At 51.7% G+C, this 20277-nt stretch carries 21 protein-coding genes; 15 read left to right on the top strand and 6 right to left on the bottom strand.

The genetic code is table 11. The features are described from left to right. Positions 1-36: 36 nt before the first annotated feature. Positions 37-918, top strand: coding sequence for a DUF2911 domain-containing protein (locus A0W33_RS03505; protein WP_068839902.1), 882 nt, complete (start codon positions 37-39; stop codon positions 916-918). Between the two features lie 85 nt (positions 919-1003). Further along, positions 1004-1918: a class I SAM-dependent methyltransferase gene (locus A0W33_RS03510; protein ID WP_068839903.1), complete on the top strand. Its 915-nt coding sequence runs from the start codon at positions 1004-1006 to the stop codon at positions 1916-1918. Positions 1919-2648: 730 nt separating this feature from the next. Here the strand turns inward: A0W33_RS03510 and A0W33_RS03515 are convergent. The 3 genes from A0W33_RS03515 to A0W33_RS03520 form a co-directional block, all read right to left on the bottom strand. Next, positions 2649-4358: a sodium:solute symporter gene (locus tag A0W33_RS03515; protein WP_068836888.1), complete on the bottom strand. Its 1710-nt coding sequence runs from the start codon at positions 4356-4358 to the stop codon at positions 2649-2651. Further along, complete coding sequence (locus A0W33_RS21050) at positions 4355-4501, bottom strand: hypothetical protein (protein WP_172798082.1); 147 nt, start codon at positions 4499-4501, stop codon at positions 4355-4357. Before A0W33_RS21050 ends, A0W33_RS03515 begins: the two co-directional genes overlap by 4 nt. 93 nt (positions 4502-4594) lie before the next feature. Next, positions 4595-7141: a PIG-L family deacetylase gene (locus tag A0W33_RS03520; RefSeq protein WP_068836889.1), complete on the bottom strand. Its 2547-nt coding sequence runs from the start codon at positions 7139-7141 to the stop codon at positions 4595-4597. A gap of 362 nt (positions 7142-7503) precedes the next feature. Between A0W33_RS03520 and A0W33_RS03525 the strand changes: the two genes are divergently transcribed. From A0W33_RS03525 to A0W33_RS03555, 7 genes are all read left to right on the top strand, one after another. After that, positions 7504-8199 carry a hypothetical protein gene (locus tag A0W33_RS03525; protein ID WP_068836890.1) on the top strand — a complete coding sequence of 232 codons (696 nt, stop codon included), beginning with the start codon at positions 7504-7506 and terminating at the stop codon, positions 8197-8199. A 205-nt stretch (positions 8200-8404) separates the two neighbouring features. Continuing rightward, positions 8405-9070: a DUF2461 domain-containing protein gene (locus A0W33_RS03530; protein WP_068836891.1), complete on the top strand. Its 666-nt coding sequence runs from the start codon at positions 8405-8407 to the stop codon at positions 9068-9070. Beyond that, the gene (locus A0W33_RS03535) at positions 9071-9448 is read left to right on the top strand and encodes a hypothetical protein (protein WP_068836892.1); all 378 of its coding nucleotides are present in this window, start codon (positions 9071-9073) and stop codon (positions 9446-9448) included. 19 nt (positions 9449-9467) lie between these two features. Then, positions 9468-9926 carry a hypothetical protein gene (locus A0W33_RS03540; protein ID WP_139237196.1) on the top strand — a complete coding sequence of 153 codons (459 nt, stop codon included), beginning with the start codon at positions 9468-9470 and terminating at the stop codon, positions 9924-9926. A 106-nt stretch (positions 9927-10032) separates the two neighbouring features. After that, the gene (locus tag A0W33_RS03545) at positions 10033-10383 is read left to right on the top strand and encodes a Rieske (2Fe-2S) protein (RefSeq protein ID WP_068836894.1); all 351 of its coding nucleotides are present in this window, start codon (positions 10033-10035) and stop codon (positions 10381-10383) included. A 131-nt stretch (positions 10384-10514) separates the two neighbouring features. After that, complete coding sequence (locus A0W33_RS03550) at positions 10515-11003, top strand: hypothetical protein (RefSeq protein WP_229802257.1); 489 nt, start codon at positions 10515-10517, stop codon at positions 11001-11003. Positions 11004-11136: 133 nt separating this feature from the next. Then, positions 11137-11586, top strand: a complete 450-nt coding sequence (locus A0W33_RS03555; RefSeq protein ID WP_229802254.1) for a hypothetical protein — start codon at positions 11137-11139, stop codon at positions 11584-11586. A 22-nt stretch (positions 11587-11608) separates the two neighbouring features. Here A0W33_RS03555 and A0W33_RS03560 read toward each other — a convergent pair whose 3' ends face one another. Beyond that, a complete protein-coding gene (locus tag A0W33_RS03560) occupies positions 11609-11806 on the bottom strand; it encodes a hypothetical protein (RefSeq protein WP_068836895.1) in 198 nt (65 codons plus the stop codon). A gap of 282 nt (positions 11807-12088) precedes the next feature. Between A0W33_RS03560 and A0W33_RS03565 the strand changes: the two genes are divergently transcribed. The 6 genes from A0W33_RS03565 (at position 12089) to A0W33_RS03590 (ending at position 17118) form a co-directional block, all read left to right on the top strand. Next, positions 12089-13564: an APC family permease gene (locus A0W33_RS03565; protein WP_068836896.1), complete on the top strand. Its 1476-nt coding sequence runs from the start codon at positions 12089-12091 to the stop codon at positions 13562-13564. Between the two features lie 201 nt (positions 13565-13765). After that, complete coding sequence (locus A0W33_RS03570) at positions 13766-14326, top strand: vitamin K epoxide reductase family protein (RefSeq protein ID WP_068836897.1); 561 nt, start codon at positions 13766-13768, stop codon at positions 14324-14326. A gap of 2 nt (positions 14327-14328) precedes the next feature. Beyond that, the gene (locus A0W33_RS03575) at positions 14329-14730 is read left to right on the top strand and encodes an SPW repeat protein (RefSeq protein WP_068836898.1); all 402 of its coding nucleotides are present in this window, start codon (positions 14329-14331) and stop codon (positions 14728-14730) included. 337 nt (positions 14731-15067) lie between these two features. After that, the gene (locus A0W33_RS03580) at positions 15068-15766 is read left to right on the top strand and encodes an alpha/beta hydrolase (protein ID WP_068836899.1); all 699 of its coding nucleotides are present in this window, start codon (positions 15068-15070) and stop codon (positions 15764-15766) included. Continuing rightward, entirely contained in the window at positions 15718-15969 is a 252-nt protein-coding gene (locus A0W33_RS03585) for a hypothetical protein (RefSeq protein ID WP_068836900.1), read from the top strand. Before A0W33_RS03580 ends, A0W33_RS03585 begins: the two co-directional genes overlap by 49 nt. Before the next feature lie 3 nt (positions 15970-15972). Further along, the gene (locus A0W33_RS03590) at positions 15973-17118 is read left to right on the top strand and encodes an NAD(P)/FAD-dependent oxidoreductase (protein WP_068836901.1); all 1146 of its coding nucleotides are present in this window, start codon (positions 15973-15975) and stop codon (positions 17116-17118) included. Between the two features lie 109 nt (positions 17119-17227). Here the strand turns inward: A0W33_RS03590 and A0W33_RS03595 are convergent, their stop codons facing one another. Next, positions 17228-17437 carry a hypothetical protein gene (locus A0W33_RS03595; protein WP_068836902.1) on the bottom strand — a complete coding sequence of 70 codons (210 nt, stop codon included), beginning with the start codon at positions 17435-17437 and terminating at the stop codon, positions 17228-17230. Between the two features lie 418 nt (positions 17438-17855). Beyond that, positions 17856-19511, bottom strand: coding sequence for a dipeptidyl-peptidase 3 family protein (locus A0W33_RS03600; RefSeq protein ID WP_068836903.1), 1656 nt, complete (start codon positions 19509-19511; stop codon positions 17856-17858). Positions 19512-20277: the final 766 nt, after the last annotated feature.

The following is a 20277-nucleotide window of genomic DNA, read 5'->3' on the forward strand; positions in this document are numbered from 1 at the left end:
TTATACCCTAATTAAGTGAACATCAACCAGAAAAACATGAAGAAGAAACTTATTGGCTTCGCACTGTCGGCAGCACTCTTATTTGGCGCCGGCGCTGTTCAGGCACAAAGCCCAGGCATTAAAATGCCAGCACCCAGCCCATCTCAGAAAGTAGAGCAGGTAGTTGGCCTATCTACTGTATCGGTAGACTACTCCCGCCCTTCGGTGAAAGGCCGCAAAATATTCGGCGAAGGTGGTTTGGAGGCTTATGGTGATGTATGGCGCACAGGTGCCAACGCTTCGACCAAAATCAAGTTCTCTGACGAAGTAACCATCGAGGGCAATAAGATTCCGGCTGGTGAATACGCACTTTATACCATTCCTGGGCCGGACGAGTGGACAGTTATCATCCATAAAAACCTGAAGCACTGGGGTGACGGTGGCAAAGACTACAACCCTGCTGAAGACCTGGTGCGCTTCAAGGTAAAGTCGCAGAAGAACCCACGCAAAGTAGAGTCTTTCACCATCAACTTCACTAACCTGAAGCAGGATGCCGCAGACGTAGAGTTGCTGTGGGACGATGTGATCGTGCCTTTCACCATCAAGACGGATGTGGATAGCAAGGTGATGAGCCAGATACAGCAGCAGGTGATTAACGGCACTACCGTTACGCCTAACCTGTATGCCGCGGCAGCTAGCTATTACCTGGAGAACAATCGTGACCTGAAGCAGGCGCACGAGTGGATCAAGAAGGCCAACGCCACGGACCCTAAGTTCTGGAACGTGCACACACAGGCAAAAATAGAGGCGAAGCTGAAGAACTACAAAGCCGCCATCAAAACGGCAGAGAAATCAAAAGAACTGGCCAAAGCCGCCGACAACGCAGATTACGTAGCCTTGAACGACAAGGCGATTGCTGAGTGGAAAAAGGCGAAATAAAGCTATCTTTGCTTTTAGCGTATAAAAAGCCTCCGAAGCTATGCCTTCGGAGGCTTTTTTGTGGCAATTAAAACAAGAAAAACTGTTGGAAGAGAAGAAGCATTCTGAAGACCACCTGGGTCCGGCCCGGGAGTACTGGTGGAACGACGATTACCTGGAGTTGCTGGCCGAGCGCCTGTACCTGCCCTACATTAACACGCTGGTGGATATTGGCTGCGGCAAGGGCATGATGGGCTTTAAGTTCTCGAAGTACATGCCCAGTGGCGGCAAGGTGTATGGCGTGGATTATGAGCCCGGCTACATTGCCGAGGCGCGGCAGCGGGCACAGAGCGAATTCGGCCACAACACCATCGACTATGAGTTCAAGGTTGGCAATGCTACTGAAATACCTTTACCCGATAATATAGCCGATGTAACGCTTTGCCAGACCCTGCTGATTCATGTAAAAAACCCACAGCGCGTGATTCAGGAGATGATCCGGGTGACAAAGCCGGGTGGTTGGGTGCTGGCGCTGGAGCCAAATAACCTGGTGCCCAACCTCATGTTCGACCGTTACGGCGAAACGGATTATAACGTGGAGGCGATGCTGGAGGTGCTCGAAATCAAGCTCCGCATTGAGAAAGGCAAAAAGCATTTAGGCGAGGGCTTCAACTCTTTAGGCGACGTAATCCCGGACCTGTTCATGAAGGCTGGTCTAAGAGATATTAAAGTATGGATATCGGACAAAGCACTTTCGATCATTCCACCCTACGACACACAGGAGAAGATGCTGCGCGTGGAGCAGATGTTGCAATGGGTGGAGTCTGAGGCAATGGGTTATGATTACCAGGACAACCTAAACTACTTTATGGCCGGCGGCGGTGACAAGGAAAAGTTTGACGCTTACTGGCAGAAGCTGCTCTACAACAAGATCATGCTCAAAGAAAAGCTGCAGCGGGAGGAGTATGTGTCGGCGGGGGGTAGTTTGGTATATATTGTGGCGGCGCAGAAACCGCGGTAAAGGAGTGATACTTTATACTTGTAGGTTTGCCTATACTTTCTGGCAACCGTTCATTCTCTAGAAGGCTTATCTGGCGTTAGCGTCCGCTTGTGCCTTAAATTGCCGCTGCTCCCGCTGGCGCAAGTCTTCAGACTTGCGTTCTATAATGATGTAGGGGTTTGCAACTCGACTGGCTTAAAAAGCCATACTTGCTAGGCGGTGGTTATACTTGTTACGCTTCCTGGCGCAAGCGTCCGCTTGTGCCGTCGACTGCTACTGTTATACTTCCATAGTTTCTGCTTTCCGCAACTTCAACCAAGCTATCCTATCTAGCTGCTGTTCATCCTCCAGCTCCCAAATACCAAACGTCTCACCTCATACTTTGGAGCGCTCACGGCTGGGGTAGGGGCCCTATGTGAGCGAGGCCTCGTCCTGGGGGTAGGGGCCCTCGATAAGGGCATCGCGTTGTGTGCCTGAAGCTGCTCCGGGGGTAGGGGCCCTCTATTCGCTCCGCTGCGGGCTGCCCTAGCGGGCACCGCAACATGCACAAGGCGCTCTTTTTCGAGGGCCCCTACCCCCACCCAAGGACTGGAATCGGTTCAGGTAGCCAAAGCAGTTGCTATGCCACAAGTATACCTGTCCCCTTGAGGGGACTACAGGGGAGTTTACTTCTGCTGATAACTCCCCTCCTTGGACAAGGAGGGGCCGGGTTTGGTTTGATACAACAGCTCCTCAAGAAACCTTACTTCCCCTACACCACCCGCTTCTTCTCCCCAATCACCGCCTGAAGTATGAATCCGAACAAAATCACACAGCCACAGCCGATGACATTGAACCAGAGGAAGGCGATATCGGTGTAGTAGTGGCAGTAGAGCACAACGGCTTCGGCGAGCAGGGCGGCAAAGAAAACGGCGTTGCCCTGGATGCGCTTGAAGTAAAAGGCCACCAGGAAAATGCCCAATATGGTGCCGTAGAAAATGGAGCCGATTATGTTCACGGCCTCAATCAGGTTATCGAGCAGGGTCGCGTAGGTGGCGAAAAGGATGGCTATCAGTCCCCAAAGCATAGTGAAGAGTTTGGAGGCGTTCAGGTAATGCCGCGGGCTTCCATCCTGCTTTACCGAGCGCCTGTAAATATCGATGACGGTGGTAGAGGCCAGCGCGTTTAGCTCGGAAGCGGTAGATGACATGGCTGCAGAAAATATCACGGCCAGCAGCAAACCAACCAAACCAACCGGCAGATACTTCATGATGAAGGAGATGAACACGTAATCGGTGTCCTTTGCCTCGGAACCCGGAACAGCTTTCTCGATGACCTTTTTTGCCTGCTCCCGTACTTCCTTTCCTGTTGCGGTAAAACCGTTGACTTGTGTTTCTGCCGCTGCAATGGCTGCCTCGTCCTCCGCTTTCAATGCAGCGACCAACCCATGCACTGCCTCCTGCTTCTGCTCGAAAATAGCTGTGTAATCCGCCTCCAGGCCACGCATTTCATCAGCATATTCGGTAGCGTATACTTTGCCTTTGGCCACATCATTGAAAAACACCGGCGGCTGGTTAAACTGGTAAAACACGAACACCATCACCCCGATAAACAAAATCAGGAACTGCATCGGAATCTTCAGCAGGCCGTTGAACAGCAATCCCAGACGGCTCTCTCCTATTGATTTGCCGCCCAGGTAGCGCGCCACCTGGCTCTGGTCGGTGCCGAAGTAAGAAAGAGCCAGAAACAGGCCACCCGTGATGCCCGACCAGAAATTATAGCGGTCGTCCCAGCTTGTTTCCCAATCCCATGAGAAGTCCACTACGTTCATCTTGCCCATTTTTCCAGCTACGGCCACAGCATCCCCAAAGCTCACGCTGTCGGGCAGGTAGCTTATCACCATAATGCCAGCTATGATCATGCCGCCCATCATCACAGCCATCTGCTGTTTCTGCGTTACGCTCACCGCCTTGGTGCCGCCCGACATGGTGTAAATGATCACCAGGATACCAATAAACAGGTTAGTCGCCGTCAGGCTCCAGCCGATGATGGAGGAAAGTATAATGGCCGGGGCATAAATGGTGATGCCTGCTGCCAGGCCGCGCTGAATCAGGAAAAGGCAGGCGGCAAGAGAGCGTGTTTTCAGGTCAAAGCGGTTTTCCAGGAACTCGTAGGCCGTGTATACTTTGAGCCGGTAGAAAATAGGAATGATGGTGACCGAAATGATGACCATGGCGATGGGCAATCCGAAATAGAACTGCACGAAGCGCATGCCATCTTCAAACGCCTGCCCGGGTGTGGAGAGAAACGTGATGGCGCTGGCCTGTGTGGCCATGATGGACAGGCCAATCGTCCACCACTTCATGCTGTTGTCGCCTTTCAGGTAACCTTCAATGTCTTTGCTGCCGCGCGTTTTCCAGACGCCATAGATCACAATAAACCCCAGGGTGCCGATGAGCACGATCCAATCGAGTGGCCTCATTCGTAAATTTTGGTGATGATGTAAAACAGGATGATCAGGAAAGCCAGGTTGCCCAGCACGAGCCAGTACATACCCGTCCAGGTCTTAAAGAAAGGTGGTTTAACAATGGGTGGCTCCTGGTCGACAGGCTCGTCTTTTTTCATGGGTTTTGTTTGATAAAGGACCTCTGGACAAAAGATATAAGATTTAAAATTATTCGCCCTTATACCTTTGTCCAGAAACCTTTTGTCTAAAATCTAATTCGCCGCGTTCTTGGTTTTGCTGTCGGCTGACCCGGTGGATTTGCCCAGCGAGATGAGGTTGGCAAACAGGCGGTAAGCGCCAGGTACTCCGGCAGGCAGTTCGCGGAACCACGAGTAGCCGGTGTAAATATAATAGCCTTTGCCATACTTGGCTACCAGCAGGCCACCATCGCGCGCAGGCTCCCCTGGGTCGTTAGAAGAAAGTATGGCAGTAAACTCGTCGCTCCACTTGTTCGGGAAGTATAGCCCGCGCTCCTGCACCCATCCCTCAAAGTCTTTTTGCGTAATCTTGTTCGGCGTGTTCAGCACCGGGTGGTTCGGCGCCAGGAAACGCACCTCAGCACCCTCCACAGCCACGCGGTCGCGGCTCAGCTGCAGTGGGTAAGGAGCCACGTTAGGCAGCACCAGGCTGTGGTTGGTATTGTACTGCACAATCAGGTTACCGCCCTGCTCCACATACTGCAACAAAGTCGGCTGGTAAAACCGAAGGCGCTCCACCGTGTTGTAAGCGCGCACACCAAGTATAACTGCGTCAAATTGCTTTAAGTAATTCAGGCGCATGTCGGCATCCTGCAGCAGCGTTACATCATAGCCGATCTGTTGCAGGCTCACCGGAATCTCATCACCCGCTCCCATCAGGTAAGCCACCTTTTTGCCACGTGTCTGCAAATCCAGTTTCACAATCTTAGCCGTGGCCTCCGGAAAAGTAACCTGTGCCGGAATATGGCTATAGTTAATCTCGTTCAGGCCCTGCCCGTAGGTTTTGCCATCCACCACGGCCACCGCCTTTAGCTGTGCCTCCTGCTGCTCCTTTGGAGGGTAGATAGAGAAAGAGGCATTCATCTCTGCGCCTTTCTGAACCAGCTGAAACGGCACACTGGCTGGTTCGGCGCGCCACCCTTTCGGCAGTTGCAGTTTCAACTCTCCTGATACGTTAGCCTTTCCGGCTTTCACTAGCACCTGCACCTGCTTCGGCTCCTGGCTGGCAAACATGAGCACCTGCTCCTTCAGGTTCACAAACACGGGCGGCGTCACCACAAACGGGCGGTATACTTCGCCTTCCACCGGATCGGTGCGCTTGTATACCACCGGCACCCGCAGTTGCACTGGCTCCCCGGCTATCTGCAGGTTAAAAGTTGCCTGTGCGGCCGGTGCGTTTTCCGGCAGGCCCACCTCCTGCTGATCCTGCACGTGGAACATGCCCAACGAGCCCTCCTGCCGCAGCCAGTACGGTTGCGAGTAAGCCATACTTTGCGGCAGCACTTTGGTAGCACTGAACTCCAGCGGGTCGTTGTTCTTTAAGGTATAATTGAGAGTGGTGTCTTTTTTAGCGAAGGAATACTGGATTTCCTGTAGCGTAACAGGCACGGCAGAGCGGTTGATGGCCTCCACCTGCAGTTCCACCGACTGGCCAGGTGCGGCCGCATAGTCGTTGGCCGTCACCTCCAGGTATAAACCGAGCGATGCCTGCAGCACGTCCTGCAACTCCTCCAGTTTCACGCGCTTCCAGTAGCCGTCCGGCAGTTTCTCCAGTTCTTTTTTCGCGGCAATCAGCGTGGGCACCACGGCCGATGGATTAGCCGGTGTATACTCATTGATGGCTTTCTGGATGAGCTTCTGTACTTTGTCGCCTCCCTTCACGCGGCTCCAGCTGGTGTTGATGCCTTCAAACAGCTCCTGCTGTGCCTTGTCGCCGGCGGTGTGCTGCAGGTACTCTATACTTGTACCGCGCGCGCCGCTTGCCCCAAAGCCTTGGCTTTTATGCATGCTGCGGCTCTCTGCGGCAATCTCGCCGTAGGATTTGCCGAGCAGGGGATTATAGCCGCCCACATCCACTTTCAGCAGTTCTTTGCCGAACTTCTCAAATTCCTCCTGGCTCTTAAACGACCATACGCCGGTGTTCCACAGCAGGCGCTTGGGCTGCCACGTCTCCACATGCTTCAGCTGCTCCGGAAAGCGCTTCGGATCGGCGGCGGCTTTAAACGCCTCCGCTGCAAGTATGGCCGAGGCCGTATGGTGCCCGTGGCCAGCGCGCTCGTCGGGCGGAAAACGGGTGATCATCACATCGGGCCTGAACTTGCGGATTGTCCAGACCATGTCGGCCAGCACCTGTTCACGGTCCCAGATGGTAAAGGTTTCGTTGGCGTCCTTAGAATAGCCGAAGTCGTTGGCGCGGGTAAAAAACTGCTGTCCGCCGTCGGTGCGGCGGGCCTGTAACAACTCCTGTGTGCGGATAATGCCCAGTCCCTCCCTGATTTCGGGCCCAACCAGGTTCTGCCCCCCATCGCCGCGCGTTACCGCCAGGTAGCCGGTGTTGTAGAGCTTTTCGTTGGAGAGGTAGGCTATCAGGCGCGTATTCTCATCATCCGGGTGGGCGGCCACGTACAGCGCGGAGCCCAGCACGTTCAGCTGCTTCAGGTCCTGCAATATTTTGGCCGCAGACGGCTTTTGCGGCATTTGTGCAAAGGAGGGTGCAAACAACAGCAGCAAAGCCATTGCCAGCAGCGGCAAACACAAGTGTAAAACGGTTGTCTTCTTCATTGTTTTTCTGATCGGGCAGTGCTTGTAAAACTAAGCAATTCCAGCGAGGCATAACAGGTTCTCGCCCTGCAATCTGACTAAATGTAATTGCTCGCCTCTATACGACACCCGCACCTCCCCATACACCTAAACTCCTAAAATAACTTGTTTCAAGCCCTTTTAGGCATATTGTAGCTTTTGTATAAAAAAATTCACTAAAACGATAGGATTTATATTAGCCTAATACTATGTTTGTGATACACTTGTTCCTATTCCTATTTATTGTTAAAATAGTTGTATGCTAATCCGGCTGCTGCTGTTCTCCAGTAGAACCAGCTGCTTTAATTCTGCATGCGCACCCTTACTCTTTGACTGGAGATTTTATGGCAGCACGGAAAGAAAGTAACATCAACGACTACGCCTTTGACTACCTTCGCTCTTTTTACATGCAGCGTTATGGCCTGGAGCAAGTAATGCTGGACAGAGCCCAGAAAACAAAGCACGGTCACCAGACAGATGGTCTTTTTTCATTTAACAGGCAGAGCAACGATCTGTTCATCGCCTCGTTGCATACTTCCCAGTCCGCCACTATCACCCATTTACTGCTGCGCTATAAGAAAAAGGGCCTAAGCAAGGTGCGCTACGTCACACTGCTGCTCGTGCTGGCAGTTTCGCTTTTTCTCGCTTGGGAGTCAGGCCATTGGGCCATTCGGTTTGTCTTGCCAGCGGTACTGGGGTGTGCGGCTTTCCTGTTCCACACGTTGCTGGAGGAGAAGTACCTGCGCCTTAAACTGTGCGCCTTCCTCGACAGCATGAAGAAAACACCGGCCGACGAGCAGTGGCTGGGCCTGTCAATCAGCAGCCTGGCTTTCCGCAACAACCCTCTTGGAAAGTTCTTTTTGAAAACCTGTCACCAGCGTGGCATCGGCATCATAACAGTGGGTAAGCGATCTAAAGTTATTCTTTTGCAGGAGCCTAAAACCATTGTCTGCCGCCGAGGCGATTTCCTGTCGCATTACAGTGCCGAGGCACGCATACGCAAGGCTGTGCTGGGAGACTCTTACCTGCGCGTGGCCTAACACTGACCTAGAGCGTATGGATACTCAAAAGCCCTTTTGTTGCCGCGTGTGTAACAAGAGGGCTTTTGCATTAGTACACTAAGCAGCACCCTGAACTTAAAACAACAGACTTATGACACTGATTCTGATTATTATACTGGCCATTGTGATAGCGATAGGGGTTTTCTGGTTTAAATCAAACACTCCCAAGCGATAAGCTTTCAGCATGAGCATTGCCTTTATCCTGCATTTCCTGGAGCAACTGCGCGAAAACAACAGCAAAGACTGGATGGATGCCCACCGGGAAGAGTACCTGCAGGCGAAGGCGTATTTTGTGGAGATCGTTGCACAGCTTATTGGGGAACTGCAGCAGTTCGACCCCTCTTTGATTGGGGTGACGCCGCAACAGTGCATTTTCCGCATCAACAAAAACGATTTCTCGAAGAAGGGCGAAGCGCCCTATAAGGGACATTTTGGGGCAGGCATTTCGCAGGGAGGGCGGCATTCGCCATTTGCAAACTATGTGCTGTTGCTTGAGCCGGGAAATAACTCGAGGATCGGGGGAGGAATACGGCAACCTGGCACCAGGCAATTGGAGCTGATACGCGAGGAGATTGACTACAACCCCGGCACCTTGCAACAACTGCTCGGTGAGCCGGAGTTCGGGCATTTATGGGGGAAACTGAGGGCAACGCAACGGAAACAGCCGCCCAAGGGCTACGACAAAACACACCCTGAGCTGGACCTGCTCAAGTATAACGGCTTTCAGGTGCTGCGCTACTACACCGACACCGAAGTGCAGGCGGAAGGCTTTTTAAGTTCTCTGCCCCCGCTGTACAGGCAGGTAAAACCCCTGCACGATTTTCTGAACACAGCTTTAACCGATCTATAAATGAAAAAACGCTCCCTTATTCTTTCGTTCCTGTTGCCGCTGGCCCTGCTCCTTTCCAGCTGCGAAGAGCCCAAGCGCATCCCCTCTACCCTGCCCGATGTGTACGGCTACATCACCAACATCAAACGCACAGCTAACAACGGCAATGCGGCTAAAGCAGTAGTTGCTGTAAAAAGGATGGAAGGGGTTGAGGCCAAGTATGCCGACGCCAGTATTCGGATTGATGAAAATACACTGATTGAGAACCAGGATGGCAAGGAGCTGAAACTGGAACAGCTGCGCGAGGGACACGAAGTGCAGGCATGGCTGGAGGGCGATGTGCTGGACGCTACTTCTCCCGTGCAGGGCTATGCAAAGGCAGTGCGCATCAGCTACTAGAAAGTCATTCCGAACGATTGTGAAAACCAAGCTCCTCCTTTACTCCGTTATGCTGTTGCTTAGTGGCTGCAGCCTCTTTGATCCCTGCTATGGTTCTGACCCTGCGCCAATTATGCCTGTATCCTTTTATTTTACCGATAACGACGGCGTGAATCTGGTTGGTGACAATGGCGGAGCCGTCCATCCTGATTCTGTAAGGGTAAAAAGCAATATGCCGCCTTTCATAGTCAATCCCTCAAAGGAGTACCGTCCCAAAAAAGGAGGCTTTGTGTTTGACGTTTTTCCAGGTCAGGGGAAAAGTGGCACCACCACCTATTACATAAAATTGGCAGAGGGTTTTTCTGATACCTTGGTAGTATCTTATCTAGTCGACAACTCGGGATGTTTTTCTTCCTTGGAGTACACCGAGTTTTTTCACAACGGAAAAGAGATTATCATGGAGCCCGAAACGGGATATCTGCAACTCGTTAAGGAGTAGCTGCACTTCTTGTTCCACATCAGCATCGTTTAACTGAATAAGTAATTACTGAAAACAACTTCACGCATTATGTTTTTACACCATTCGCTCATACTTCTTTTCACCTATGGATCAGGAGAAAACTTACACATGGCATAAACTATTTGTATCAGCCGAAGAGGCTGCAGCGAAGGTGCCAGTGCGCAAGCTGCAGCTACTACAGATAGAGGGGCTTTCTATCTGCCTTGCCCACACAACTGCTGGCTTTTTTGCCGTGGCCGATGCCTGTCCGCACCTGGGCTACTCTCTGAGCAAAGGCACCACCAACTACCTTAACGAGGTAATCTGCCCCTGGCACAGCTACCGGTATAATTTAAATAACGGGCGGGAGTGCGAGTACAAAAGCCGAAACGCGGTAACCTATCCAGTGGAGGTACGGGAAGATGGCGTCTACCTTGGTTTACCGTCAGTTCAATAGTACTTTAATTATATTATAAATTATTTCGATGCAAATAACGATCTTATTTTGTGGGGGATCGTAAAATATGGCGGCTGGTGCTATAGTGCTTAGCAGTTTTGCCTCCCACAATTTACAGCAGGATCAATTATATGTCGGGTAATGAAGCAGAAAACGATAACAGGGTAGCCGCATGGCCTGCTCCTTTGGAACTGAAACATCAGAATGGGGAAGTGTACGTAACGCTTTTTCAGCGTGAGAATTATATTGAAGCTAAGTGGGTGGGGCATATTACGGCAAGCAACGTGATCACCGCTTGCAAGGCGTACCTGGAGATTGTGGAGAAGCACCCTTGCCGTGGGCTACTGAACGATAAAACAGACGTAACCGGCGATTGGTCTGAAGCGAATGACTGGTTGGAGTTTGAGTGGCTCCCGAAGTCTATGTGGGCAGGGCTTCGTTGCCTGGCGCACGTTTATTCCAACAACATGTTCAGCAGGCTATCAGCGCGCGACCTGTACATGCGCCTGAGCCCGCGCCTGGAAATGAACAACTTTTTCGACCGCAGTACAGCCCTCACCTGGTTACATACCCGCCTTAACCTCGCCCTGGAGGAGCCTTTTTCTGCCTCTAAAGTATAGCGCCGGAGCTTGTTAAATTTAGCTTTGACCCACTTCTAGCAGCATATGGTTAATCCTGTCCACTTTTACTAGGCCACCGCTGCCATAACCTACACGCGTTACAAGTGTATACTTACAAGGTACACATAGCAGTATGAATGCACCGGAGAAGAAAAACGCTATTATACTGGCGGCACCCATAACGCTGCAGAATCCGCAGGGAAGCGAGTTTATCTCCCTGTCCCAAAAACAGGATTTCCTGGTTGCCAAGTGGTACGGGCATATTACTTCTGAAGACGTCGTGCAGGCAGCAAAAGCATACCTTCAACTGATCAGCGCCACCCCTTGTCCAAAGCTACTGAACGATAAGTCCGAAAGCACGGGAGAGTGGGAGGAGGCCAACGAGTTTCTGGAGTTTGAATGGGTTCCAGCGGCGGTGGATGCAGGGCTGTGTTGCATGGCGCATGTGTACTCTCAGAACATGCTAAGTTCCTCTTCAGAATACGAACTGTTTATGCGCGCTGCCCCTCAGCTGCAGATGGCAAACTTCACTGAACTTGCCCCGGCCGAAGAATGGCTTGCTGGCGTAAGGCCCTACAGATAGGCAATCGCCTGCAGCAGCTACCCTATTTCAGGGCAACTGCCGCAGGAGCAACTGCTGTGATCTCTATTGTATCCAGCAACACATGCGCAGCTGGCTGCTCCAGCATTTCAGCGCTGGCAGCACGAACAACTACTTCACTCTGCTGTGGTACACGGTAGGTCTCCTGAACAGCAAGTCCGAAACCAAACATAGAGGCGGCGATAACGATTAGGATTTTCATAATTTTAAATGTTATAAGGTTTAACTTCGTTTTGTATGCTACAAATATACTATACAGTACTATGTGATACAAAGTACTGTTGCACCAAGCACTACCCTTTTATACCAACTGCCTCTTTTTATCCGTGAACGACCGCAGGTAGCAGACAAACACCATATAATTTTTTAAAGCTAAAATATGCCTTTTACAACTATATAGATGTATAGGCCCAAAGCCATTATTTTGGGCCAAGGAGCAACTCTAACCGCAAAAATGACGTAACTTCGGCCCAATTTTACGAGCATGCGAAACGACACGACTCCCCTCCTATCCGAAGAAGAGAAAACCAGCAAGAGCGGCTTTAAGCGCGAAATCACCCTGTTTGATGCCATCATGGTTGTAACAGGTGGCATGATCGGCTCGGGTATTTTTATAGTAACAGCCGATATCTCCAGAACGGTGGTTAGCCCCGGCTATATGCTGCTGGTGTGGGTTATATCCGGTTTCCTGACCATGGTGGGTGCCATCAGCTATGGCGAACTCTCCTCTATGTTCCCGAATGTGGGCGGCCAGTACGTTTACCTGAAGGAGGCCTACAACAAGATGGTGGCCTTCCTCTATGGCTGGACGCTCTTCCTTGTTATCCAGACAGGCGTGATTGCTGCGGTAGCCGTGGCCTTTGCCCGCTTTACCGGCGTGCTCCTTCCCTGGTTCAGTGAGCAGAATGTGCTACTGCAAGTAGGAGGTTTCCAGTTCTCATCAGAGCAGTTATTGGCTATAGCAAGTATAATATTCCTGACCTATATCAACTCCAGGGGCGTGAAAAGCGGAAAGCTGATTCAGAACGTTTTTGGCAGCACCAAACTCATCGCGCTGTTTGGGCTTATCATTCTCGGCCTGCTGCTGGGTATCAACGACACGGCCATCGAGGCGAACTTCTCTGATTTTTGGGGCCCAAGCGGAGCTGCAAGTGCCGTGCCTACGGGTATGGCCTTGGTATCGGCGCTGGGAATTGCCATGGTAGGCGCTCTTTTCTCCGCCGACTCCTGGAACAACATCGGCTTCTCGGGCGATGAGATCGTAAACCCGAAGCGCACCATTGTGCTAAGCATGGTTATTGGCTCTGCCATTGTGATGGGCATTTACCTGGTGATAAACCTGGTGTACCTGCTGGTGCTGCCCATGCACGGCACGGCAGAAGCCGCAAGCGCCTTCGGACAAGGAATTACTTTCGCAGAAAACGATCGGGTAGCAACGGCGGTGGCCGAGGTAATTGGTGGTTATCAGGCCACAGTCGCCATTGCCATACTTATCATGATATCCACCTTTGGCTGTAACAACGGCGCCATACTTTCGGGGGCCCGGGTGTATTATGCCATTGCCAAAGATGGTTTGTTCTTCGAGCGGATGGGCCGCCTGAACAAGCAGGGCGTTCCGGCTGCGGGCCTGTGGCTGCAGTGCGTTTGGGCCTGCCTGCTCTGCCTTTCCGGCACTTACGGCGATTTGTTGGATTATGTAGTGTTCGCCGTCATGCTGTTTTACATCCTAACCATTATCGGCGTGTTTGTGCTGCGGGTGAAGCGCCCGGACTTGCCCCGGCCTTACAAAGCCTTCGGCTACCCGGTGCTGCCTGCCCTGTATGTGCTGCTGGCCTCGGCCATCTGCATCATCCTGCTCATAGATAAACCAAACTTTACCTGGCCGGGCCTGATTATCGTGGCGCTGGGTGTACCTGTTTTTTACCTCTTCGGCAACAAGTTCAGGCGGCTGAAAGGCTAAGATTTATACTTGCGAAATCACAAAAGCCCATAGATCAGTCTGTGGGCTTTTTTCTTATCTAAAGTAAATGGATGAGAAAGCACACTTTCTTCTTAGGCGCTAAAAACTGCCCCTTATAAAGCACAAATGCACAAAGTATAACGGATACCTGCTGCTCACGTAGTAAAGTGCTAGAAACTGATTTGCAACTAAATCTGTGCTATGAGCAACAACGACGGAATTCCACCGGGGTGGAGTTACAACCCCGCCACCTGGGGGCAGCGAATGCCCATTATAGTGCTTGCCCTTATAGGAATGCTTATTGCCTCCTATATGGCGCTGTTCCAACTGAATGTATTCAGTACCGTTTGGGAGCCATTTTTTGGCAACGACAGCCGCAAGATCCTCACATCGGCCACGTCAAAGATTTTGCCTATACCAGACGCGGCCTTAGGTGCTATTGGCTACCTGGCCGACGCGGTTACGGGCGCTATCGGCGGCACGCGCAGGTGGCGCACCATGCCCTGGATTGTGATCATGTTCGGACTGGCTGTTGGCCCGCTTGGCTTTATCAGTATTCTGCTGGTGGTGTTGCAGCCGGTTATGTATGATGCCTGGTGCACGCTCTGCCTCACCTCTGCCCTTATATCAGTAATCATGATTGGCCCGGCGATGGACGAAATGCTGGCAAGCCTGCAGTACATGAAGCGCGTGAAAACCGCCAATGTATCGATGTGGAAAGCCTTTTGGGGGTATAAAGAAGTACAAGGAAAAGTTATATAGCTATGTGGGCACAGGTCATAAACGCATTACTCGGCATCTGGCTGATGGCATCATCAAATATACTAGGCTACACCGACGCTAAAACAATTTCGGATAACGAGCACATTATAGGCCCCGTTGTTGCCGCTTTTGCCATCATCTCGTGGTGGGAGGCAACGCGCAATGTGCGCCTCTTTAACACACCGCTCGGTTTCTGGCTGCTGCTGGCTCCCTGGGTGCTGGGCTACGACAACGGCATGGCCACCACGAACAGCATGGTAGTAGGTGCCCTTGTAGTGGGCCTTAGCTTTGTAAAAGGCAAGATAGAGGAAACATACGGCGGCGGTTGGACCTCACTCTGGAAATCAGACGCGCTTCACGAGCAAGAGGCACGCAGGCAGCCGCGAACAGACATGAAGCGTTAAGTGGTTTAACAGCTGTGGTTTAGAATAATCTCCACAGCTGTTCCTAATTTTATTTTGAGTGCCCCTGGCGCAAGCGTCCGCTTGTGCCCAACTTATAAAACCTCATCACTGCTCATACGCTCTGTCATCTCGAGTGCAACGAGATATCTACCTGAAATTCTGACTAGTTTTGTCACGTAGTTCGAAATGACATCTGTTGGGTGGCATGGTTGATTCAAACACCAGCAAATTTATCTGCCTAAGTCGGCGCCCGCATTTCATACAAAATGCTTTCCAGGCAGCAATCCTGCAGGATTCACTGTAGCATTATCCTCCAACTTCATAACTTAGCCCCAATATGAGCACAATTTATTTCATAAGCGGGTTGGGAGCCGACCGGCGCATGTTCCAGTTCCTGAAATTGCCCCGGTACATGCCGCAGCAGCACGTGGAGTGGATAGCGCCGCTACACCCGGAGGAGCCCCTGCAGGAATACGTGCTGCGGCTAAAAAAACAAATTACAACCCCTGCTCCCATACTTATAGGCTTGTCTTTTGGAGGAGTGGTGGCCATAGAGTTGGCTAAGGTGTTGCAGCCCCGGCAGGTGATTGTCATCTCAAGCCTAGCTACGCGGCACGCTCTGCCGCTGTACTACCGCCTGATGGGCAAAGCGAACATGCACCAGTGGGTGCCGTTCCGGCTGCTGCAGAGTATACATCCGCTAGCTCCCTTCTTTTTTGGGGCGCGCAGCAAGGCAGAGCGCAGTGTTCTGAAAGATGCTATACTTGATATCGACGAAAAGTTTCTTCGCTGGTCGCTGGGGCAGCTTCTGGGCTGGCAGCAGGAGGAGATTCTGCCGGGGCTGGTGCAGCTCCACGGCACCCACGACAAAGTGCTTCCCTTCCGCGAGAGGCCTGGCATCATTAAAGTGCAGGGCGGTGAGCACCTGATGGTGATGCGGCAGGCCGATCAAATAAGTGCTATATTAGCAGGGATTTTAAAAGACACATGGACAAAAGCAGATACATCGTTACAACCACCGATGGGCAACAGGTAGAACTGACGCAGGCCATCATCTTAAAAAGCAACAATCTTTACCCCTTCGGGCAGCACAACTACGCCATTTACGAAACCCCGGAAGGCGTGTTTGTAAAGGCCATGAACAGCGGAGAGCGTGAAATTATGCTGACGCAGTACGAAAAAATAGACGAGGCAAGCGCCCGCAACTACAGCCATCCTTATTTCCGAACAGACGATTAATTCATGCAACTGAGTTTCTGGGAACGCGAAACGTATTTTAAAGACGTCGATGTACTGATCATCGGCAGTGGCATTGTGGGTTTGAATGCAGCGCTGCACCTGAAAACACAGCAACCGAAGCTAAAGGTGCTGGTAGCCGAGCGCGGCCTGCTTCCCACCGGCGCCAGTTCCAAAAACGCCGGCTTCGCCTGTTTTGGCAGCCCCTCCGAAATGCTTGAAGACCTGCAGCACCACTCTGAGAACGAGGTATTCAGCCTGGTAGAGCGCCGCTGGCAAGGCCTGCAGCGGCTGCGCCACAACCTCGGCGATGCCGCCATCGACTACAACCGCTGGGGCGGCTATGAGCTTTTTCAGCCAAAACCGCAGGAGCAGGAGCTTTACGAAGCCTGCCTGGAGCAACTGCCTTACCTGAACAGGCACCTCCAAAGTATAGTGGGCGAACCAGCTGTTTACCAAACGGCCGACGCCCAGATCAGCCACTTCGGTTTTAAAGGTGTGCAGCACCTGCTGCTAAGCACCGCTGAGGGGCAGATAGACACAGGCAAGATGATTTTGGCGCTGACACAGAAAGCACAGGCATTAGGAGTATTGGTGCTGAATGGGCTGGAGGTCCTGGAATTGAAAGAGGAAGCACAAAGTATAAAAGCCAGCACGGTACAGGGTATTAACCTAAAAGCAAAAGCCGCGCTGGTGGCCACCAACGGGTTTGCGCAAAAGCTTCTGCCACAGCTGTCAGTGGTGCCGGCGAGGGCGCAGGTGCTTGTTACCAGACCCATCCCAGGCCTCAAACTAAAAGGCACCTTTCACTACGACAAAGGCTTTTATTACTTCCGCAACATTGGCAACCGTGTACTTTTTGGCGGCGGCCGTAACTTGAACATTAAAGCAGAGGAAACCACTGAACTTGGCCTGACGGAGCTGGTGCAAAATAAACTGGATGCGCTGTTGCGCGAAGTTATACTTCCGGAAACACCTTTTGAGGTAGAGCACCGCTGGAGCGGCATAATGGGGATGGGTAACGCTAAAACCACCCTCGTACAGCAGGTGTCGGAGCGGATCAGCTGCTCTGTGCGGTTAAGCGGCATGGGCATTGCCATTGGCTCTCTGGTAGGCGAGGAAGGCGCAGAATTGGTACTGCAGCAAGTATAAGTTCATAAATTTTTACTTGAGAAGCCGGAAATTGTAGGAAGCCGCAAAAAGAAAAAGGCAAACTGTCCAGATTCAGCTTGCCTTTAGAAGAGAGTGCATTTAGTGTAGTTTATGCATGTACCCATTTGGAGGTGGTTTGGTGATACATGGGTACCGTAAAGCGCTGCGATTCCTTTTCTGCACGGTAAAAGGCGTTATATTCCTCTTCGCCTAATTCTTCCCGAAGGGCTACATGGAATAGCGCCATCTCGGGGTACAACTGATACTGCTCCTGACGTTCCTGCGGACTGTTTCTGTTAAATTCATAAAAGCTTCTCATGACTGACTTACATCTAAATAAATGATTATTAAATATTTGACCAAACTTTACATACTCCTCTCGGAGATCATTAGTTGCTAATCGTTTATTTATTAATCGCTTATCTAGAAGAGGCAAAGTGATTGCCTAAAAAATACCCCCGCTACACACAGCAGGAGCAACCGGTTATCCGGGATCAGAGCTTTCAAAAATAGTACAACTATTTTACGGCAACCTTCTTGCACAGCCCGCTGCATTGCGGCATTTTCCCTACCTGTCCTGAAAAAGCAGTTCTATGTAGCTGCAAAAGCAAAGGCCCAACCAATATGGCCGGGCCTAAGAGCTAATAATTAAACTGTTGCCGGATTTACAGCAGGCCTGTTTGCTCATAAAAGGCATCGCCTGAAGTATATGAGCAAACTAAATCAACTCTGCCCGCTTACAGCCCCAGCACCTCGGTACCCTGCTCAAAAACAATATCCACCGGAATGTTAGCCTCCGTCAGGCGGTTAAGACTTGTCTGCAACTGTGGACTGATCTGCCCCTGCTTATCCAGCAAGGCAGCAACGCCCGCGTAGTCGCCATTGCCCTGCAGCGTCAGTATTTTCTCCGACAGCTTGTTCATGGCCTCACGCATTTTGTCGTAGTTCACTCTATACTTACCCGTCTGCGCATCTCGCTCAAAGGCGCCGTTCTCCTCAAAGAAGTTAAACCGCACCATGTTCGCCTTGCCATGCGCACTTGCCGCACCAAAACGAACGGAACGGAAAATACCAGCTAAAAAGGTCGTATAATATTCTTTCAGGTCGCCTTCCAACTCTCCTTTTTCATGTAGTTGCGTTATCATGTACAGCCCCAGGATGTCGGCTTTGCCTTCTTCCAGTGCCGATGCCTGCTCCTTAAGCGCCTCCCGCACGGTACCTTTGTTGTTCACGGTGTTCTTGATGCCCAAGCCGTGCGCTACCTCATGAAACATGGTGTTAGCGAAGAATGCGTCGAATGTTACATACTTCTCCTGGTCCTCCACAATCAGTTCATCCGCAATCGGTACCATAATTTTCTCGAACTTGGCCCGCATGGCATTTTTCAGTTGCAGACGGCGCGTACCTTTTTTCAGTTGCACCTCCTCATCGTTCGGCAGGTTAATGGCGATGGTTTTGCTGCCTGCGTTGCTGTCGCCAGCGTAGTAAATTACATCGTAGGCGTTCAGGTCAGAATCCGTGCCGGGTGTCTCCGCTTTATACTTGTCAGGTACCGGCAGGCCACGCTGCAATTCGGGCAGGAATGCCGCATACTTGGCCAGGCGTTCGCTCCACTCCATGTCTTTCACCAGCACATAGGCCTCGTGCGCGGCTTTGTTGCCAAGCAGCTTGTCTTCGTATGTTTCAATCGGACCGATTACGATATCGATCTTGTTGTTCTTCATATCCATCCAAGCCAGGTCAGATGGCTGGTAATTATCTGTCAGGAGGGCCTCTGCGCGTAGGTTCAGGTACTTTTGCAGCCCCGGATCTCCGGCAAGCTTAGCAGCCTGCTTCAGCAGGTCAGCCGCTCGTTGTACTTCCTCCTTAAACTGCACATGGTAAGGCACTGTAATCAGTTTTCCGTTCCCGTCACGGCGCACAAAGGTGTACTGGCTGTCTTTGCCCGGCAGGTTGGCCTGCTCAAACTCCTCCTTCGTCATATCTTCAGGATAAAAGTTGGCGCCCTCCGGCTTCGGCCCCACTCCCGGTATAAAAGGCTCGTTGTTGTTCAGGCGATCCCAGGGGCCATAGTTAATTCGCGTGTATTGCTTGGCGGCCTCGTTATCCAGGGCGGCCAGCAGAGAATCGCTATTGCCGTAAGCCTCGTACCAGAACAGCTTGTTCATGATATCGGATGCCTCGATCAGCAGGGGAATCATTTTCTTTTCGTTAGCGCTCAGGTGGCCTAAGTCTGCGGTCAGGCGCACTGTGGTGTAAGCATCCAGTTTCTGCTGCAGGCTGTCTGCCGCAACTGCCTCCGTTGTAGCGACAGTGCCTTCTGTGGTATTACTGTTGCAGCCAAAAGAAGCCGCGGCAACCGCCGAAGCAAAAAGTAAGTGGCGTGGTTTCATGTGTTTTGTCAGGATTAGTTTACAGGTTGAAGATAGTGTTTTTTGGATGGAAGGCAAAGGGGGTGATGGCCGGAGGCTGCTTGAGCGTATCATACTTGGTCATATATGGCTTTAGCTATTCTACCTAGCTACCGCCTCTCTGGCGCAAGTCTTCAGACATGTGTCTTACTATGGTATCGGGTTTGTAACCCGACTGGCTTGAAAAGCCACACTTGTACAGACGCATTTTGATGGAGCTTAGCTGGCGCAAGCGTCCGCTTGTGCCTTTAACTGCCGCTATTTATACTTCCACAGCCGCTGCTTTCCTCAACTTCAGCCAAGCTATCTTTTCTAACCGCAGTTCATCCTCCAGCTCCCAAATACCCAAAGTTTCACCTCATACTTTGGAGCGCTCACGGCTGGAGTAGGGGCCCTATAGGAGCGGGGTCTCGTCCTGGGGGTAGGGGCCCTCGATCAGGGCATCGCGCTGTGCAATTGAAGCTGCCATCGCTGCGCTGCAGGCTGCCCTTCGGGCACCGCATCAATTACAAGGCGCTCTTTTTCGAGGGCCCCTACCCCCACCCAAGGACTTGAAATGGTTCAGGTAGCCACAGCCTTCGCGATGCAACAAGTTAAATTGCCCCCTTGAGGGGACTACAGGGGTGTTTCACATTTGCGGATAATTCCCCTCCTTAGACAAGGAGGGGTTAGGGGTGGTTGGACCACAGCAACCACAAAGCATCAGCTCCTCAAGCTACCCATCCTGTTGTCAGGGACCAGACAAACG

The sequence above is a fragment of the Pontibacter akesuensis genome (assembly GCF_001611675.1).
Lineage (GTDB): Bacteria > Bacteroidota > Bacteroidia > Cytophagales > Hymenobacteraceae > Pontibacter > Pontibacter akesuensis.

Bases quoted from the DNA above. Each gene is read 5' to 3' on its own strand.
- A0W33_RS03545 (WP_068836894.1), top strand. From the start codon at position 10,033: ATGGATCAGGAGAAAACTTACACATGGCATAAACTATTTGTATCAGCC.
- A0W33_RS03600 (WP_068836903.1), bottom strand. From the start codon at position 19,511: ATGAAACCACGCCACTTACTTTTTGCTTCGGCGGTTGCCGCGGCTTCT.
- A0W33_RS03530 (WP_068836891.1), top strand. From the start codon at position 8,405: ATGAGCATTGCCTTTATCCTGCATTTCCTGGAGCAACTGCGCGAAAAC.
- A0W33_RS03565 (WP_068836896.1), top strand. From the start codon at position 12,089: ATGCGAAACGACACGACTCCCCTCCTATCCGAAGAAGAGAAAACCAGC.
- A0W33_RS03580 (WP_068836899.1), top strand. From the start codon at position 15,068: ATGAGCACAATTTATTTCATAAGCGGGTTGGGAGCCGACCGGCGCATG.
- A0W33_RS03525 (WP_068836890.1), top strand. From the start codon at position 7,504: ATGGCAGCACGGAAAGAAAGTAACATCAACGACTACGCCTTTGACTAC.
- A0W33_RS03555 (WP_229802254.1), top strand. From the start codon at position 11,137: ATGAATGCACCGGAGAAGAAAAACGCTATTATACTGGCGGCACCCATA.
- A0W33_RS21050 (WP_172798082.1), bottom strand. From the start codon at position 4,501: ATGAAAAAAGACGAGCCTGTCGACCAGGAGCCACCCATTGTTAAACCA.
- A0W33_RS03570 (WP_068836897.1), top strand. From the start codon at position 13,766: ATGAGCAACAACGACGGAATTCCACCGGGGTGGAGTTACAACCCCGCC.
- A0W33_RS03575 (WP_068836898.1), top strand. From the start codon at position 14,329: ATGTGGGCACAGGTCATAAACGCATTACTCGGCATCTGGCTGATGGCA.
- A0W33_RS03590 (WP_068836901.1), top strand. From the start codon at position 15,973: ATGCAACTGAGTTTCTGGGAACGCGAAACGTATTTTAAAGACGTCGAT.
- A0W33_RS03515 (WP_068836888.1), bottom strand. From the start codon at position 4,358: ATGAGGCCACTCGATTGGATCGTGCTCATCGGCACCCTGGGGTTTATT.
- A0W33_RS03550 (WP_229802257.1), top strand. From the start codon at position 10,515: ATGTCGGGTAATGAAGCAGAAAACGATAACAGGGTAGCCGCATGGCCT.
- A0W33_RS03595 (WP_068836902.1), bottom strand. From the start codon at position 17,437: ATGAGAAGCTTTTATGAATTTAACAGAAACAGTCCGCAGGAACGTCAG.
- A0W33_RS03585 (WP_068836900.1), top strand. From the start codon at position 15,718: ATGGACAAAAGCAGATACATCGTTACAACCACCGATGGGCAACAGGTA.
- A0W33_RS03505 (WP_068839902.1), top strand. From the start codon at position 37: ATGAAGAAGAAACTTATTGGCTTCGCACTGTCGGCAGCACTCTTATTT.
- A0W33_RS03560 (WP_068836895.1), bottom strand. From the start codon at position 11,806: ATGAAAATCCTAATCGTTATCGCCGCCTCTATGTTTGGTTTCGGACTT.
- A0W33_RS03520 (WP_068836889.1), bottom strand. From the start codon at position 7,141: ATGAAGAAGACAACCGTTTTACACTTGTGTTTGCCGCTGCTGGCAATG.
- A0W33_RS03535 (WP_068836892.1), top strand. From the start codon at position 9,071: ATGAAAAAACGCTCCCTTATTCTTTCGTTCCTGTTGCCGCTGGCCCTG.